The organism is Arthrobacter sp. zg-Y1219, from assembly GCF_030125545.1.
Lineage (GTDB): Bacteria > Actinomycetota > Actinomycetes > Actinomycetales > Micrococcaceae > Arthrobacter_B.
The window spans coordinates 332,092-346,029 of sequence record NZ_JASKLY010000012.1 but is presented as its reverse complement, the minus strand read 5'-3'; the positions used below and the strand labels follow the sequence as shown (position 1 = coordinate 346,029).

Sequence of the window (13,938 nt, the reverse complement as noted above, 5' to 3'; positions counted from 1 at the left end):
CCTTTGGGGCAGGTGTGGCCCGTGAGATCCCACCAGCCCCGGAAGTGAACACACGGTGGGATCCTGTGCTGGCGGGAAGGCGGAAGCACGCCGGCCGAGCACTGGTTCGACCGGTATTTGGGAAGCCAGAGAAAGGCCCGGGCCGGAGTTAGAGCGTGATGGGCAGCGCCGACACGGCGTCCGGGATGCTGTCGTCGCCCGAGACCACGGACAGGGCCTGCCGGCTGCCGCGGCCGGTGTTGACCAGCTCCGCGAGCACGGCGGCGACGTCGTGCCGGGGAATGCTGCCCGGCACCTCCGACGGGCCAAGGTTCACCAGCCCCACGGCTTGGTCATCGGTGAGCCGGCCCGGCCGGAGAATGGTCCAGTCCAGGTCGCGCGTCATGAGGTCCTCCTCGGCAGCGAGCTTGGCCGTGAGATAGGCGTACATGACGTCGTCGAGGCCGTCCGGCCGGCTGCCCCCTCGGACGGCATCCAGCCCGGCGGAGGAGATCTGCACAAACCGGGTCACGCCGGCCTGCTCGGCGCCCTCGGCCAGCAGCACGGCAGCGCCGCGGTCGACACTGTCCTTGCGGGCCGCGCCGCTGCCCGGTCCGGAACCAGCAGCAAAAATGGCCACGTCCGCACCGGTGAGGACCTGAATGACGTCGTCGCTAATGCTGTTTTCCAGGTCGATGACAACCGGGGCGACACCGTCGGCCTCCAGATCGGAGATCTGGTCCGGGTTCCGGATCAGGCCGGCGACATCGTGACCGTGGGCGGCCAGCAGCCGGCCCAGTTCGCGGGCAATCTGTCCATGGGCTCCTGCTATGACTATGCGCATCTTATGAAGGTAGCGCAGCCCGCGCGCAGATGCCCGGGAAGTTCCCGGATTGGGGCCTTTCCCCGCTTGTCCCGCCCGCAGCCTCAGCGACCCGCGCGGCTCAGCCTCAGCGACCGGCGCGGCTCAGCGTCTGGCGTGCCTGCTTCAGCAGCGGGCCGTCGATCATCTCGCCGCGGAAGCTGAACACCCCGCCGTGGTTGGCGGCCTCGGCGATGACGTCCGTTGCGTAGGCTACCTCGTCGGCGGAGGGCGCATAGGCCGCGCGGACCGCCGCCACCTGTCCGGGGTGAATGCAGGCCTTGGCCGCGAAACCGGAGGCTGCGCCGTCGCGCGCCTCATCCTCAAGCCCCCGGGTGTCCGGGATGTTCCCGTAAATCGAGTCAATAGCCCCCTTGCCGAAGGCGCCGGCGGCGAGCAGCACGGCGGCCCGGGCATGCTGTGCCACGCCGCGGTAGCTGCCGTCGGCAAAACGGCTGGATTCCCCGCCGAGGGAAGCCATCAGGTCCTCAGCACCCCACATCAGGGCGGTTACGCAGGGCACCTGGGCTATCTCCGGCGCGCGGACCACGCCCAGGGCGGTTTCCAGGAGGGCGACGACGGCGAAGTCCGCGAGCGCTGCACCGATGGCTGAGGGGTCTTCGGCCTTGGCGACCATCAGCGTCCGGTACGGGGTCTGCCGGATGGCGGCCAGGTCCTGCTCAAAATCGGCGGTTCCCACCGGGTTCACCCGCACGATGGTGGTTGCCGGATCCAGATCCGAGGCCACCAGGTTCCGGCGGGCGGCGTCCTTGTCGGCCGGGGCGACGGCGTCCTCCAGGTCCAGGATGACCGCGTCGGCCCGGTCGGCCGCCTTCGCGAACCGCTCGGGGCGGTCCGCCGGGCAGAAAAGCAGGGCGGGGCCCATGGGGAATGTCGTCACTGTGGGGGTCTCCTTCGGGTTCCGGTCTTTGTCCTAACCTATCCCTCCCCGCCGCCTGCCTGCGTCCACATCAGGGCGCTGCGGGTGCACCGCGCCACGACCTCGCCGGACTGGTTCCGCCCGGTGTGGGCCAGCGTGACGATGCCCTGGCCGGGCCGGGAGGAGGACAGCCGCTTTTCCACCACCTCGGTCTCGGTGTAGAGGGTGTCTCCGTGGAAGAGCGGATGCGGAAAGCTGATCTCCCCCAGACCCAGCTGCGCCACCAGGGTGCCCTGGGTCAGCTGCGCCACCGACTGGCCCACCATGGTGGCCAGGGTCAGCATGGAATTCACCAGCCGCTGCCCGAACGGCTGCCCCTCGCTGTAAGCGGCGTCCAGGTGCAGCCCCTGGGTGTTCATGGTCAGCGTGGTGAACAGGACGTTGTCCGCCTCGGTGAGGGTGCGGCCGGGCCGGTGCCGGTACACCACCCCGGGCTGGAACTCCTCAAACCAGAGACCGCGCTGTTCAATCACCCGGGGTGCCATCGCCACTTCCTCGGTGCCGGCGTCGGGCTCCTCATACGTCAAGGTCCACCTCCAGCGGTGCGCCGGTGGCCGCGACCACTTCGTCGACAGTGACGCCGGGCGCGGTTTCGCGCAGGATCAGCCCGTCCGGCCCCACCTCGATGACGGCAAGGTCCGTCACGATCAGGTCCACGCAGGTGCGCCCGGTCAGCGGCAGGGAGCACTCGGGAACAATTTTCGGGTTCCCGCCGCGGTCGGTGTGGTCCATCATCACGATCACGCGCTTGGCACCGAACACCAGGTCCATGGCGCCGCCCATGCCCTTGACCATCTTCCCTGGAATCATCCAGTTGGCCAGGTCTCCGTTGGCCGCCACCTCCATTGCCCCGAGCACGGCGACGTCGACGTGCCCGCCGCGGACCATGCCGAAGGAGGCAGCCGAGTCGAAGAACGACGCGCCGGCGTTCACCGTCACGGTTTCCTTCCCGGCGTTGATCAGGTCCGGGTTCAGTTCCGCTTCGGTGGGATAGGGCCCGACGCCGAGGACGCCGTTTTCGGAGTGCAGCACCACTTCCACGCCCTCGGGGATGTAGTTCGGAATCAGCGTTGGCATGCCGATGCCGAGGTTGACGTACTGTCCGTTTTCCAGCTCGCGGGCCACCCGGGCGGCGAGTTCGTTTCGGGTCAGGGCCATGTCAGGAGTCCTTTCCGGAAGGTGCTGACGACGACGATGGCTCAGCCGGCGCCAGCGTCACCGTCCTCTTCTCAATCCGCTTCTCCCCCGGCCCGACCGGAACCACCCGCTGCACGAAGATCCCCGGAACGTGCACCGCGGCCGGGTCCAGCTCGCCCGGTTCCACCAGTTCCTCCACCTCGGCGATGGTGATCCGTCCGGCCATGGCGCAAAGCGGATTGAAGTTCATGGCGGTGGCGGAGAAGACCAGGTTCCCGTGCCGGTCCCCCTTCCAGGCGTGCACGAGGGCGTAATCAGGAGTCAGGGATTCTTCCAGCACGTATTCCGCGTCGCGGAAGGTGCGCACCTCCTTGGGCTCCGAGGCCTGCAGGACCGAGCCGTCGCCGTCGTACTTCTGCGGCAGGCCGCCCTCGCTGACCTGGGTGCCCACCCCTGCACTGGTATAGAAGGCGGGAATTCCGGCGCCGCCGGCCCGCAGCTTTTCCGCCAGCGTGCCCTGCGGGGTGAGGATCACTTCCAGCTCGCCGGCGAGGAACTGGCGGGCGAACTCCTTGTTCTCCCCCACATAGGAACTGACCGTCCGGCGGATGCGGTGGTCCGCCAGCAGCCGGCCGAGACCCCAGTCATCCACGCCGCAGTTGTTGCTCACGGTTTCCAAATCCGTCGCGCCGCCGTCATGCAGGGCGTCAATCAGCGCCACCGGAATGCCGCACAGGCCAAAGCCGCCCACCGCGAGGGACGCTCCGTCCGGGATGTCGGCCACCGCGTCGGCGGCCGTTGCCATCACCTTGTTAATCATCGCTTCATCCGTTCGTTCGTCTCCATTGACCAACCTGCCGGGCTGCCGGGCTCCGGGCGCACACGCCGGCGGCGCCGATTCCGGACCGGTCCGCCCATCCTAGAGCCCCAGCTCCCTGGCAATCAGCATCAGCTGGACCTCGGTGGTGCCCTCGCCCACCTCCAGGATCTTGGAATCCCGGTAGTGGCGGGCCACCCGGAACTCGTTCATGAAGCCGTAGCCGCCGAAAATCTGCGTGGCGTCGCGGGCGTTGTCCATCGCGGCCTCACCGGCCACCAGCTTCGCCATGGCAGCCTGCGTCTTGAACGGCTTGCCCGCCAGCATCCGGGCCGCGGCGTCGTAGTACGCCAGGCGGGCAGTGTGCGCGCGGGTCTGCATCCGGGCAATCTTGAAGGAGATGGCCTGGTTGGTGCCGATGGCGGCGCCGAAGGCCTGGCGTTCCTTGGCGTAGCGCAGGGCCTCCTCGACGCAGCCCTGCGCCGCTCCCGTGGCCAGGGCTGCGATGGCGATGCGGCCCTCGTCGAGGATCTGCAGGAAGTTGGCGAATCCGCGTCCCTCGGCGCCCAGCAGGTTGGCCTCCGGCACCCGGACGTTGTCAAGGGTGAGCGGATGGGTGTCCGAGGCGTTCCAGCCCACCTTGTTGTACGCCTTTTCAGCGGTGAATCCCGGGGTGTCGGCGGGCACCAGGAAGGTGGAAATCTGCTTCTTGGTGGTGGTGCCGCCGCTGCCGTCCGGCACTTCGGCGGTTCCGGTGACCGCCGTGACGGTGACCAGCGCGGTGATGTCGGTGCCGGAGTTGGTGATGAATTCCTTGGTGCCGTTGATGACCCACTGCCCGTCCTCGCGGTGCGCGCGGGTCCGGGTGCCTCCGGCATCGGAGCCGGCTTCGCTTTCGGTCAGCCCGAAACCGGCGAGCGCCGTGCCGGAGGCGAGCATCGGCAGCCACTGCTGTTTCTGTTCCTCCGTGCCGAACCGGTAGACGGGCATGGCGCCCAGCGAGACGCCCGCCTCCAGGGTGATCGCCACCGATTGGTCCACCCGGGCCAGCTGCTCCAGTGCCAGGGCCAGCGCGAAGTAGTCTCCGCCCATGCCGCCGTACTCCTCCGGAAACGGCAGCCCGAACAGGCCCATCTCCCCCATCTGCGCGACCACCTTGTAGGGGAAGCTGTGCTCGGCGTCGTGCTGGGCGGACACCGGTGCGACGACGGTGTCCGCGAATTCGCGGACCGTCTCCACCAGGTCCTGATGGTCAGCGCTGAGTTCAAAGTCCGGCATGTCCTGCTCCTTCAGACGGTGTTGCATCGGATTCGGGCGTTGCATCGGGGTCGGGCGTCACTACGGCCAGCACCTGGTCAGCCTTGACCAGGTCTCCGGGGAAAAGGTTCAGGGCCACGGTGCCGGCCACGGGAGCCACGAGCTGGTGTTCCATCTTCATGGCTTCCACGCTGAGCAGCGGCTGGCCCGCAGTGACCCGATCGCCGTCGGCCACCGCCACCGCCACCACGGTGCCGGGCATCGGCGAGCGCAGCACCGGGTCGGCGGCGCCCTCGGCCCGGCCGGCCGCGGCACGGGCGGCGGCCAGCAGCTCGGCCCGGGTCCGCAGCCGCAGCGCGGCAGTGTAGCCGGCGTCCGCGATCCACACGGTGTATTCCCCCGGGCGCTCCCCCGTGCGCTCCCCCGGTGCCCCGGATACCGGAACCACGGTCAGCGGGTGCACGACGCCGTCGAGTGTCACCAGGGCGCGGTCCCCGTCCCGCAGCAGCGAGGCCCGGCGGTCCGGTCCCCCGTTGACGCTGACGGTTTTCCCGCCCCGGACGCTTCGGACGGTCACGACGTCGTCGGACGCCTGCGGTGAGGCGGCGGCGAAGACGAGGCTCACCGGCCGGGGCGCACCGATCCGCCATCCGTCGGCGCGCCGCCAGGGCGACGGCTCCGTGCCGGAGGTTTCCGGGTCCGCCAGGTCCGCCGCCTGCAGCAGAGCCGCGGCGGCCAGTTCCGCTTCGGAGGGGCTGCGGAATGCCAGCTCGGGAAGCCTGCGCTCGATCAGGGTGGTGTCCAGCCGGCCGGCCCGAACCTCCGGATCGTTGATCAGCAGGCGCAGGTATTCGATGTTGGTGCCGATGCCCAGGATGAGTGTCTGTGCCAGCGCGGCGTCCAGCCGGTCCAGCGCCGTGTTCCGGTCCGGGCCCCAGGCGATGACCTTGGCGAGCATCGGGTCGTAGCTGGAGGACACCGCGAGCCCCGGCAGCAGGGAGGAATCCACCCGGATGCCCTCCCCGGAGGGCTCGTGCAGGATGCGCACCTGCCCCGACGTGGGCAGGAAGTCGCGGGCGGGATTTTCCGCGTAGACCCGGGCCTCCACGGCATGGCCAACCAGGCGGACATCGGACTGGGCGAGCTGCAGCTTTTCCCCGGCGGCGATGCGGATCTGCTCCTCCACCAGGTCCAGTCCGGTGACCATCTCCGTCACGGGATGCTCCACCTGCAGCCGGGTGTTCATCTCCATGAAGAAGAACTCCCCCGGCGAGGCGTCGGAGACCAGGAACTCCACCGTTCCGGCCCCGGCGTAGTCCACCGACCGCGCCGCCTCGCAGGCCGCCTCGCCGATCCGGGCGCGGGTGGCCTCGTCCAGAAGCACTGACGGTGCTTCCTCGATGACTTTCTGGTGGCGGCGCTGCAGGGAGCACTCCCGTTCCCCCAGGTGGATGACGTTGCCGTGAGTGTCCGCCAGGATCTGCACCTCGATGTGCCGCGGCACCGCGATCAGCCGTTCCAGGAAGAGGGTGTCGTCGCCGAAGGCCGACGCCGCGACCCGCCGGGCGGTGGGCAGCACGGCGGGCAGGTCCTGCGGGCGGTCCACCGCGTGCATCCCCTTGCCGCCGCCGCCGGCGGAGGGCTTGATCAGCAGCGGAAAGCCCACGGCGGCGGCGGCTTCGATCAGCTGCTCATCGGTCAAACCGGGTTCGGCGATCCCGGGCACCACGGGCACCCCGTGCGAGGAGACATGGTTCTTGGAGCGGATCTTGTCCCCCATCAGCTCCAGCGCCCGCACCCCGGGGCCGATGAAGACGATGCCCGCCGCGTCCAGGGCGCGGGCAAAGTCGGCGCTTTCGCTGAGGAAGCCGTAGCCCGGGTGCACGGCCTGCGCCCCGGACAGCCGGCAGGCGGCGAGGATGGCCTCAATGTTGAGGTAGCTCTCCCGGGGCGCGGCCGGACCCAGCCGCACCGCGACGTCCGCCTCGCGCACGTGCCGGGCGCCGGCGTCGTCGTCGCTGTAGACCGCGGCCGAGCGGATCCCCAGCCGCCGCAGGGTCGCAATGATGCGGCAGGCGATTTCGCCGCGGTTGGCCACCAGCACGGTGTCGAAAAGAGCAGCGGTCATTTCTGCCTCACATCCGGAACAGGCCGAAGGAGGTCTCCGGCAGCGGGGCGTTGGCGCACACGTCCAGGGCCAGGCCCAAAACGGTGCGGGTGTCCGCCGGGTCGATGACGCCGTCGTCCCACAGCCGGGCCGTGGAGTAGTACGGGCTGCCCTGGGCCTCGTAGGTGTCGCGGATGGGCGCCCTGAACGCCTCTTCGGCGTCGGCGCTCCAGTCCTCGCCGCGGGCTTCGAGCTGGTCGCGCTTGACCGTGGCCAGGACCGAGGAGGCCTGAGCCCCGCCCATCACGGAGATCCGCGCCGCGGGCCACATCCAGAGGAAGCGCGGGCTGTACGCCCGGCCGCACATGGAGTAGTTGCCGGCGCCGAAGGATCCGCCCACGATCACTGTCAGCTTCGGCACCCGGGCGGTGGCCACTGCAGTGACCATCTTGGCGCCGTTCTTGGCGATGCCGCCGGCCTCGTAGTCCCGGCCCACCATGAAGCCGGAGATGTTCTGCAGGAAGATCAGCGGAATGCCGCGTTGGTCGCAGAGCTCAATGAAATGGGCTCCCTTGAGCGCGGATTCGGAGAACAGGACGCCGTTGTTCGCGACGATGCCCACCCGGTGGCCGTGCAGCCGGGCGAAGCCGGTGACCAGGGTGGCGCCGTACTCCTTCTTGAATTCGGCAAATTCGCTGCCGTCCACCAGCCGGGCGATCAGCTCGCGCACGTCGTACGGGGTCTGCAGGTCAGCGGGCACGGTGCCGTAGATTTCCTCCGCGGCGTACGACGGCGGCCGGCCGGGCAGCGGCTGCCAGGCCGGTGACGGCTCGGGAAAGGTCTCCACGATGGTCCGGACGATCTCCAGGGCGTGCGCATCGTTCTCCGCCAGATGGTCGGTGACGCCGCTGATCCGTGAGTGCAGGTCTCCTCCGCCCAGCTCCTCGGCGGTGACGATTTCCCCGATGGCTGCCTTCACCAGCGGCGGGCCGCCCAGAAAGATGGTGCCCTGGTTGCGCACAATCACGGTTTCGTCGCTCATGGCCGGAACATAGGCGCCGCCGGCGGTGCAGGAGCCCAGCACGGCGGCGATCTGCGGAATTTTCCGGGCCGACATCTGCGCCTGGTTGAAGAAGATCCGGCCGAAGTGCTCCCGGTCCGGAAAGACGTCGTCCTGCCGGGGCAGGAAGGCGCCGCCGGAGTCCACCAGGTAGATGCACGGCAGCCGGTTTTCCAGCGCGATTTCCTGCGCCCGCAGGTGCTTCTTGACCGTCATCGGATAGTAGGTGCCGCCCTTGACGGTGGCGTCGTTGGACAGCACCATGACGTGCCGGCCCTGGACCAGCCCGATGCCGGCGATCAGACCGGCGCCGGGGCACTCGTCGTCGTACATGCCGGTGGCGGCCAGCGGCGAGATCTCCAGGAAGGGACTGCCCTCGTCGAGCAGCCGGTCCACGCGTTCGCGCGGCAGCAGCTTGCCGCGGGCCGTGTGCCGTTCCCGGGACCGTTCCGGCCCGCCGAGTGCGGCGTCGGCGAGGCGCTTGCGCAGTTCGCCGGCCAGAGCGCTCTGGGCGGCGGCATTGCGGGTGTACTCGGGTGATGCAGGATCCAGCCGGGCAACAAGGGTCTCCATTGACGTCTCTTTTCTCGGCGGGCTGCCGCCGACGGGATCCGAAGGCCAATCCAGTTAATGATTGCTAACTCAAATCAGGTTATTGGTTATTAACTCAGCTGTCCACCACAATGGAAGCTGCTCGTGGAATAAAAACTGCCGGAAAGGTTTGCATGGACGCAGCGAAAAAAGAAGCACCGGCAGTCCCGCCCCACCGGGAAAGGCCGCAGCCGGCCGCGCGCGCAACCGGACGCAGCCTGGCCAAGGCTTCCCGCCGGGCCGCAATGCTCGACGCCGCCGCGAGCCTCTTCGCCGAACGCGGCTACAAGGGCGTGTCCATTGAGGAACTCGGCGCAGCCGCCGGAGTCAGCGGCCCTGCGGTGTACCGGCATTTCAGCGGAAAGCCCGCTGTCCTTTCGGCCCTGCTGGTCGGGGTGAGCGAAGACCTGCTCGACGGCGGAAAGGCCGTGGTCACGGAATCCACCACGGCTGATGCGGCACTGCGCGGACTGGTGGAGTTCCATGTGGACTTCGCCTTGCACCAGTCCGATGTCATCAGGGTTCAGGACCGCGATCTGAACAGCCTGCCCGAGGACGACAAACGCGCAGTGCGGACGCTTCAGCGCCAGTACGTGGAGGTGTGGGTTGACGCCCTCTCCGCCCTGCATCCGGATTGCAGCCTCCCGCTGCTGCGCCACCGTGCGCAGGCGGTCTTCGGACTGATCAACTCCACATCGCATACCCTGCACGGAAATTTGAAGGCCCGCGAGACGGCACGGCTGCGGTCGCTGCTCGAAACAATGGCGTGGGCCGCCCTGAATGCCTAGTAACCTGAACCAAACCCCTCGAGCAGAAAGACCTGCTGTGATTGAGCTTCGTGCCGTAGTTCCCGCCGATTTGGATGAGTTCTTTTCCCATCAGCTGGATCCAAGCGCCAACCAAATGGCCGCCTTTGCCGCCAAAAACCCCTCTGACCGCGGTGTGTTTGATCACCACTGGCAGAACATCCTGAATGATCCCACCATTACGGTGCGCACGATCGTGGCCGACGGCGACGTGGTCGGCAGCATCCTGGCATACCGCGAAGGCGGCGTTCCGGAGATCAGCTACTGGGTGGACACCGCCCGCTGGGGCCAGGGCATCACCACCGCCGCCGTGGGACAGTTCCTGGAGGAATTCTCCGAACGCCCCATCCGCGCCCGGGCGGTGGCCGACAACGCCAGTTCCATTGCAATTCTGGAGAAGTACGGCTTCACCGTGGTGGGCGAGACGCAGGGCTTCGCGAACGCCCGCGGCGCCGTGGTGCGCGAACTTGAGCTTGAGCTGAGCTAGCCGAGCCAACAACTGAACAAGTCAGGCGAAACCCGCTGCACCGAACCTCGGCTGCAGCGGGTTTCGTCTTAGACCAGGGCGAGCGCCATGGCCGGCTCGGCCAGGATCATTCCCACCTCGCTGAGGAACCGGGCGCCCTGTTCGCCGTCCACCAGCCGGTGGTCGAAGGACAGGCTCAGGGTCATCACCTGGCGGAGGGCAACAGCGCCTTCGTAGGCCCAGGGCTGTTCGCGGACAGCGCCGAGCGCCAGAATCGCCGCCTCGCCCGGATTCAGGATGGGCGTTCCGGCATCGACCCCGAAGACCCCCACGTTGGAAATCGAGAAGGTTCCGCCCGCGAGGTCGGCCGGAGTGGTCTTGCCGGCCCGCGCCGTCTGCGCCAGGGTTCCCAGCGCCGCAGCCAGCTCGCGAAGCCCCAGCGCCGCAGCGTCCTTGACGTTGGGAACCATCAGTCCGCGCGGCGTGGCCGCTGCGATGCCCAGATTCACGTAGCGGTACTGCACAATCTCCCGGGCCGCATCATCCCAGCGGGAATTCAGCGACGGATGCCGCTGGAGTGCGAGGCAGACCGCCTTGGCGGCCAGCGTCAGCGGAGTCAGCTTCAGGCCGTCGAACGCCTGCTGCCGGCGCAGGCGCGCCAGCAGATCAATCGACGGAGTCACATCAACGGTCAGGAAAACGGTCACGTGCGGCGCCGTGAACGCGCTGGCCACCATGGCGGCGGCCGTGTGCTTGCGCATTCCGGCGATCGGAATCCGCTCCTCCCGCGCGTCCGGGGCACTGTGGGACGGTGCCGTTCCAACGCCCGACGACGACGGCGCCATCGGCTGGTACTCTCGCGCCGGCTCCGGCTGCGGGTCCCGGCTGCCCTGCTGATTTTGGCTGCCCGGCTGCGAGTGGCTTCCCGGCTGCTGAACCTGGCTTCCCGGCTGCGCGGTGGATTCCGCGGCGCCGGTGACATCCGCGCGGATGATCAGCCCGTCGGGGCCGGTTCCCTGCAGTTGTTCCAGATCGATGCCCAGATCCCGGGCCAGTTTCCGGACCGGAGGCGTTGACCGCGGACGTTCCTGCGATTCCTGGCCGGACGGCGCAGCAGCCTTCCGGGTTTCCGGAGCCTCCGGCTGCCCGGCGACCGCGGCGGCCGTGACGGCTGCGGCAGGAGCGGATGCGGCAGGGGCGGCACCGGTGATCCAGCGCCGCCGGGCCGGACGCCCGCCCTTCTCCGGCACGGCACCGTAGCCCACCAGGTTGGGCGTGCGCTTCAGGGACTCGTCCGGAACCGGCAGCGCACCAGCGGACAGGAGGCCTTGCGCCGTGCCGGCCGTACCGGCCGTTCCGCCGGCGGCCGTCCCGCCGACAGCAGGACCGCCCGCCTCTCCCCCGACATCAAAGGACACGATGGGCGCGCCGACCTCCACCACGGCACCGGCCGCTTCATGGAGCCGGGCCACGGTGCCCGCATACGGTGAGGGCAGCTCCACCACGGCCTTCGCGGTTTCAACTTCGGCGATGACCTGGTTCAGGGTGACGCTGTCCCCCACGGCCACGTGCCAGGAAACGATCTCCGACTCGGTCAGCCCCTCACCCAAATCCGGCAGCCGAAATTCCCGGATCACAGACCCGCTCCTTCCAGCGCCGTTGCCGAGGTGCTGTGCGCAGCCGGGAAGTTGCTGAGCGAGTTGGGACGGCGCAGTGCGCGGTCCACGCCGTCGAGGATCCGGTCCAGGTCCGGCAGGTGGTGGTGTTCCAGCTTGGAGGGCGGATAGGGAATGTCGAAGCCGGTGACCCGCACGGGTGCGTGCTCCAGATAGTCGAAGCAGCGTTCGGTGATGCTGGCGGAGATTTCAGCGCCTACGCCGCCGGATTTTCCGGCCTCGTGGGTGATCACCAGGCGCCCCGTCTTGCGGACCGACGCTTCGACCGTGGCATAGTCCACCGGTGACAGCGAGCGCAGGTCGATCACCTCCACGGACACGCCTTCATCGGACGCGGCAATCGCGGCGTCGGCGGCGGTCATCACCAGCGGCCCGTAGGTCACCAGCGTGACGTCGGTGCCCTCGGCGACGACGCGGGCCCGGCCCAGCGGCAGCGCTCCGTCGAGGGTTTCCTGCACCTCGCCCTTGACGTGGTAGCGGCGCTTGGGCTCGAAATACAGCACGGGGTCATCACTCGCAATGGCCTGCCGGATCATCGTGTAGGCATCCTGCGGGTTGGACACGCTCACCACCCGCAGCCCGGAGGTATGGGTGAAGTAGGCTTCCGGGGACTCGGAGTGGTGTTCGGGCGAACCGATGCCTCCGCCGAACGGCACCCGGATGGTCAGCGGCATGTTCACGGCGCCGCGGGTGCGGTAGTGCATCTTCGCCACCTGGGAGACGATCTGGTCGAAGGCCGGATAGATGAATCCGTCGAACTGGATTTCCACCACGGGCCGGTAGCCGCGGAAGGCGAGCCCGACGGCGGTGCCCATGATGCCGGATTCGGCCAGCGGGGTGTCAATCACCCGGGCGGCGCCGAAGTCCTTTTTCAGCCCGTCAGTGATGCGGAAGACTCCGCCGAGGGTGCCGATGTCCTCCCCCATCAGGACCACTTTGGGATCGGCGTCCATTGCGGCGCGCAGCCCGATGTTGATCGCCCGGCCAAAGGTCATTGTGCTCATGCCCGGTCCCCCGCTTCCCGAGGACCCGTGGAAGCGGAACCCACCGGGTCGGTGCCGTGCACCTGAACCGGGTGGCCGGCGTCGTCCGCCGTGCCGTACATCGCCAGGTAGCGCGCATATTCCTCCTGCTGGTTCTCCAGCCAGGAGTTCGGCTCGGCGTACACATGCGCAAAAATGTCCAGGGCCGGCGGCGGGGGCATCGAGGTGCAGGAGGAGCGGAGCTCGGCGGCCACGGCGTCGGCACGGGCGGCGACGGCGGCGCCGAACTCATCGGTAAACAGGCCCTCGGCACGGAGCAGGGCCTCGACCCTCCTGATCGGATCCTTGGCCCGCCACTCTTCCAGTTCCGCGGCATCGCGGTAGCGGGTGGGATCATCTGCGGTGGTGTGCGGGCCCATCCGGTAGGTGACGGCCTCGATGAAGCTGGGGCCTCCCCCGCTGCGCGCCCGGTCCAGGGCTTCCCTGGTCACGGCCATGACGGCGAGGACATCGTTGCCGTCCACCCGGACGGAGGGGATCCCGAAGCCCGGAGCCCGGTTCGCGATTGGCACCTGGGCCTGCAGCCCCACGGGCTCGGAAATGGCCCAGTGGTTGTTGGAGCAGAAGAACACGACGGGCGCGTGGAAGCTGGCGGCGAAGACCATGGCCTCGTTGACGTCGCCCTGGCTGGTGGCGCCGTCGCCGAAGTAGGTGATGACGGCGTCGTCGGTCCCGTCGGTCACCACGCCCATGCCGTAGCCGGCGGCGTGCAGCGCCTGGGCGCCGATGATCACCTGGCTGGGGGCCATGTTCACCGTGGCGGGATCCCAGCCGGCCGCAGCGTTGCCGCGCCACACCCGCATCAGGGATTCGGGGTCGACGCCGCGGCACCAGGCCACGCCGTTCTCCCGGTAACTGCCGAACACGAAGTCGCTGGCCCGGAGGGTGCGGGCGGAGCCGATCTGCGCTGCTTCCTGGCCCAGCAGCGGCGGCCAGAGACCCAGCTCGCCCTGGCGCTGCAGCGCGGTGGCCTCGGTGTCGATCCGGCGGATCACCACCATGTCCTCGTAGAGGCTGCGCAACTGGTCCGGGTCGACGTCCTCCACCCAATGATCGTAGGAGGAGGCCACGCGGGAACCGTCGGGACGGACCAGCTGGACGTAGGGGCCGGCTGCGGTGGCGCCGGTCTCGTGCGGTGGGCGAACAGGAGTATGCAGAGACACGTTGGTACGCATCCTTCCGTGTTGGGCCCCCGGG

At 68.7% G+C, this 13,938-nt stretch carries 13 protein-coding genes; 2 read left to right on the top strand and 11 right to left on the bottom strand.

The window, feature by feature from the left end:
- Positions 1-148: 148 nt before the first annotated feature.
- From QNO00_RS08615 to QNO00_RS08580, 8 genes are all read right to left on the bottom strand, one after another.
- A complete protein-coding gene (locus QNO00_RS08615) occupies positions 149-823 on the bottom strand; it encodes an SDR family oxidoreductase (RefSeq protein ID WP_284024262.1) in 675 nt (224 codons plus the stop codon).
- A 106-nt stretch (positions 824-929) separates the two neighbouring features.
- Entirely contained in the window at positions 930-1,727 is a 798-nt protein-coding gene (locus tag QNO00_RS08610; RefSeq protein ID WP_284024335.1) for an HpcH/HpaI aldolase/citrate lyase family protein, read from the bottom strand.
- 53 nt (positions 1,728-1,780) lie between these two features.
- Positions 1,781-2,266 carry a MaoC family dehydratase gene (locus QNO00_RS08605; RefSeq protein WP_284024334.1) on the bottom strand — a complete coding sequence of 162 codons (486 nt, stop codon included), beginning with the start codon at positions 2,264-2,266 and terminating at the stop codon, positions 1,781-1,783.
- A gap of 31 nt (positions 2,267-2,297) precedes the next feature.
- Positions 2,298-2,939: a CoA transferase subunit B gene (locus tag QNO00_RS08600; protein ID WP_229967493.1), complete on the bottom strand. Its 642-nt coding sequence runs from the start codon at positions 2,937-2,939 to the stop codon at positions 2,298-2,300.
- Between the two features lies 1 nt (position 2,940).
- Positions 2,941-3,738 carry a CoA transferase subunit A gene (locus tag QNO00_RS08595; RefSeq protein WP_284024261.1) on the bottom strand — a complete coding sequence of 266 codons (798 nt, stop codon included), beginning with the start codon at positions 3,736-3,738 and terminating at the stop codon, positions 2,941-2,943.
- A 99-nt stretch (positions 3,739-3,837) separates the two neighbouring features.
- Entirely contained in the window at positions 3,838-5,013 is a 1,176-nt protein-coding gene (locus tag QNO00_RS08590) for an acyl-CoA dehydrogenase family protein (protein ID WP_284024260.1), read from the bottom strand.
- Positions 5,000-7,120 (bottom strand): acetyl/propionyl/methylcrotonyl-CoA carboxylase subunit alpha, encoded by a 2,121-nt coding sequence (locus QNO00_RS08585; protein ID WP_284024259.1) that lies wholly within the window; start codon positions 7,118-7,120, stop codon positions 5,000-5,002. Before QNO00_RS08585 ends, QNO00_RS08590 begins: the two co-directional genes overlap by 14 nt.
- 7 nt (positions 7,121-7,127) lie before the next feature.
- On the bottom strand, positions 7,128-8,732 hold the full coding sequence (locus QNO00_RS08580; RefSeq protein WP_284024258.1) for a carboxyl transferase domain-containing protein: 1,605 nt from the start codon (positions 8,730-8,732) through the stop codon (positions 7,128-7,130).
- Between the two features lie 152 nt (positions 8,733-8,884).
- Between QNO00_RS08580 and QNO00_RS08575 the strand changes: the two genes are divergently transcribed.
- Entirely contained in the window at positions 8,885-9,538 is a 654-nt protein-coding gene (locus QNO00_RS08575) for a TetR/AcrR family transcriptional regulator (RefSeq protein ID WP_284024257.1), read from the top strand.
- A gap of 37 nt (positions 9,539-9,575) precedes the next feature.
- Positions 9,576-10,043, top strand: a complete 468-nt coding sequence (locus QNO00_RS08570) for a GNAT family N-acetyltransferase (RefSeq protein WP_229967482.1) — start codon at positions 9,576-9,578, stop codon at positions 10,041-10,043.
- A 68-nt stretch (positions 10,044-10,111) separates the two neighbouring features.
- Here the strand turns inward: QNO00_RS08570 and QNO00_RS08565 are convergent, their stop codons facing one another.
- From QNO00_RS08565 to pdhA, 3 genes are read right to left on the bottom strand one after another with little or no spacing between them, the layout of a single operon-like run.
- A complete protein-coding gene (locus QNO00_RS08565) occupies positions 10,112-11,659 on the bottom strand; it encodes a dihydrolipoamide acetyltransferase family protein (protein ID WP_284024256.1) in 1,548 nt (515 codons plus the stop codon).
- The gene (locus QNO00_RS08560) at positions 11,656-12,702 is read right to left on the bottom strand and encodes an alpha-ketoacid dehydrogenase subunit beta (RefSeq protein WP_284024255.1); all 1,047 of its coding nucleotides are present in this window, start codon (positions 12,700-12,702) and stop codon (positions 11,656-11,658) included. Before QNO00_RS08560 ends, QNO00_RS08565 begins: the two co-directional genes overlap by 4 nt.
- Positions 12,699-13,916: a pyruvate dehydrogenase (acetyl-transferring) E1 component subunit alpha gene (gene pdhA / locus QNO00_RS08555; protein WP_502863251.1), complete on the bottom strand. Its 1,218-nt coding sequence runs from the start codon at positions 13,914-13,916 to the stop codon at positions 12,699-12,701. The genes QNO00_RS08560 and pdhA overlap by 4 nt, the downstream gene beginning before the upstream one ends.
- Between the last annotated feature and the right edge of the window lie 22 nt (positions 13,917-13,938).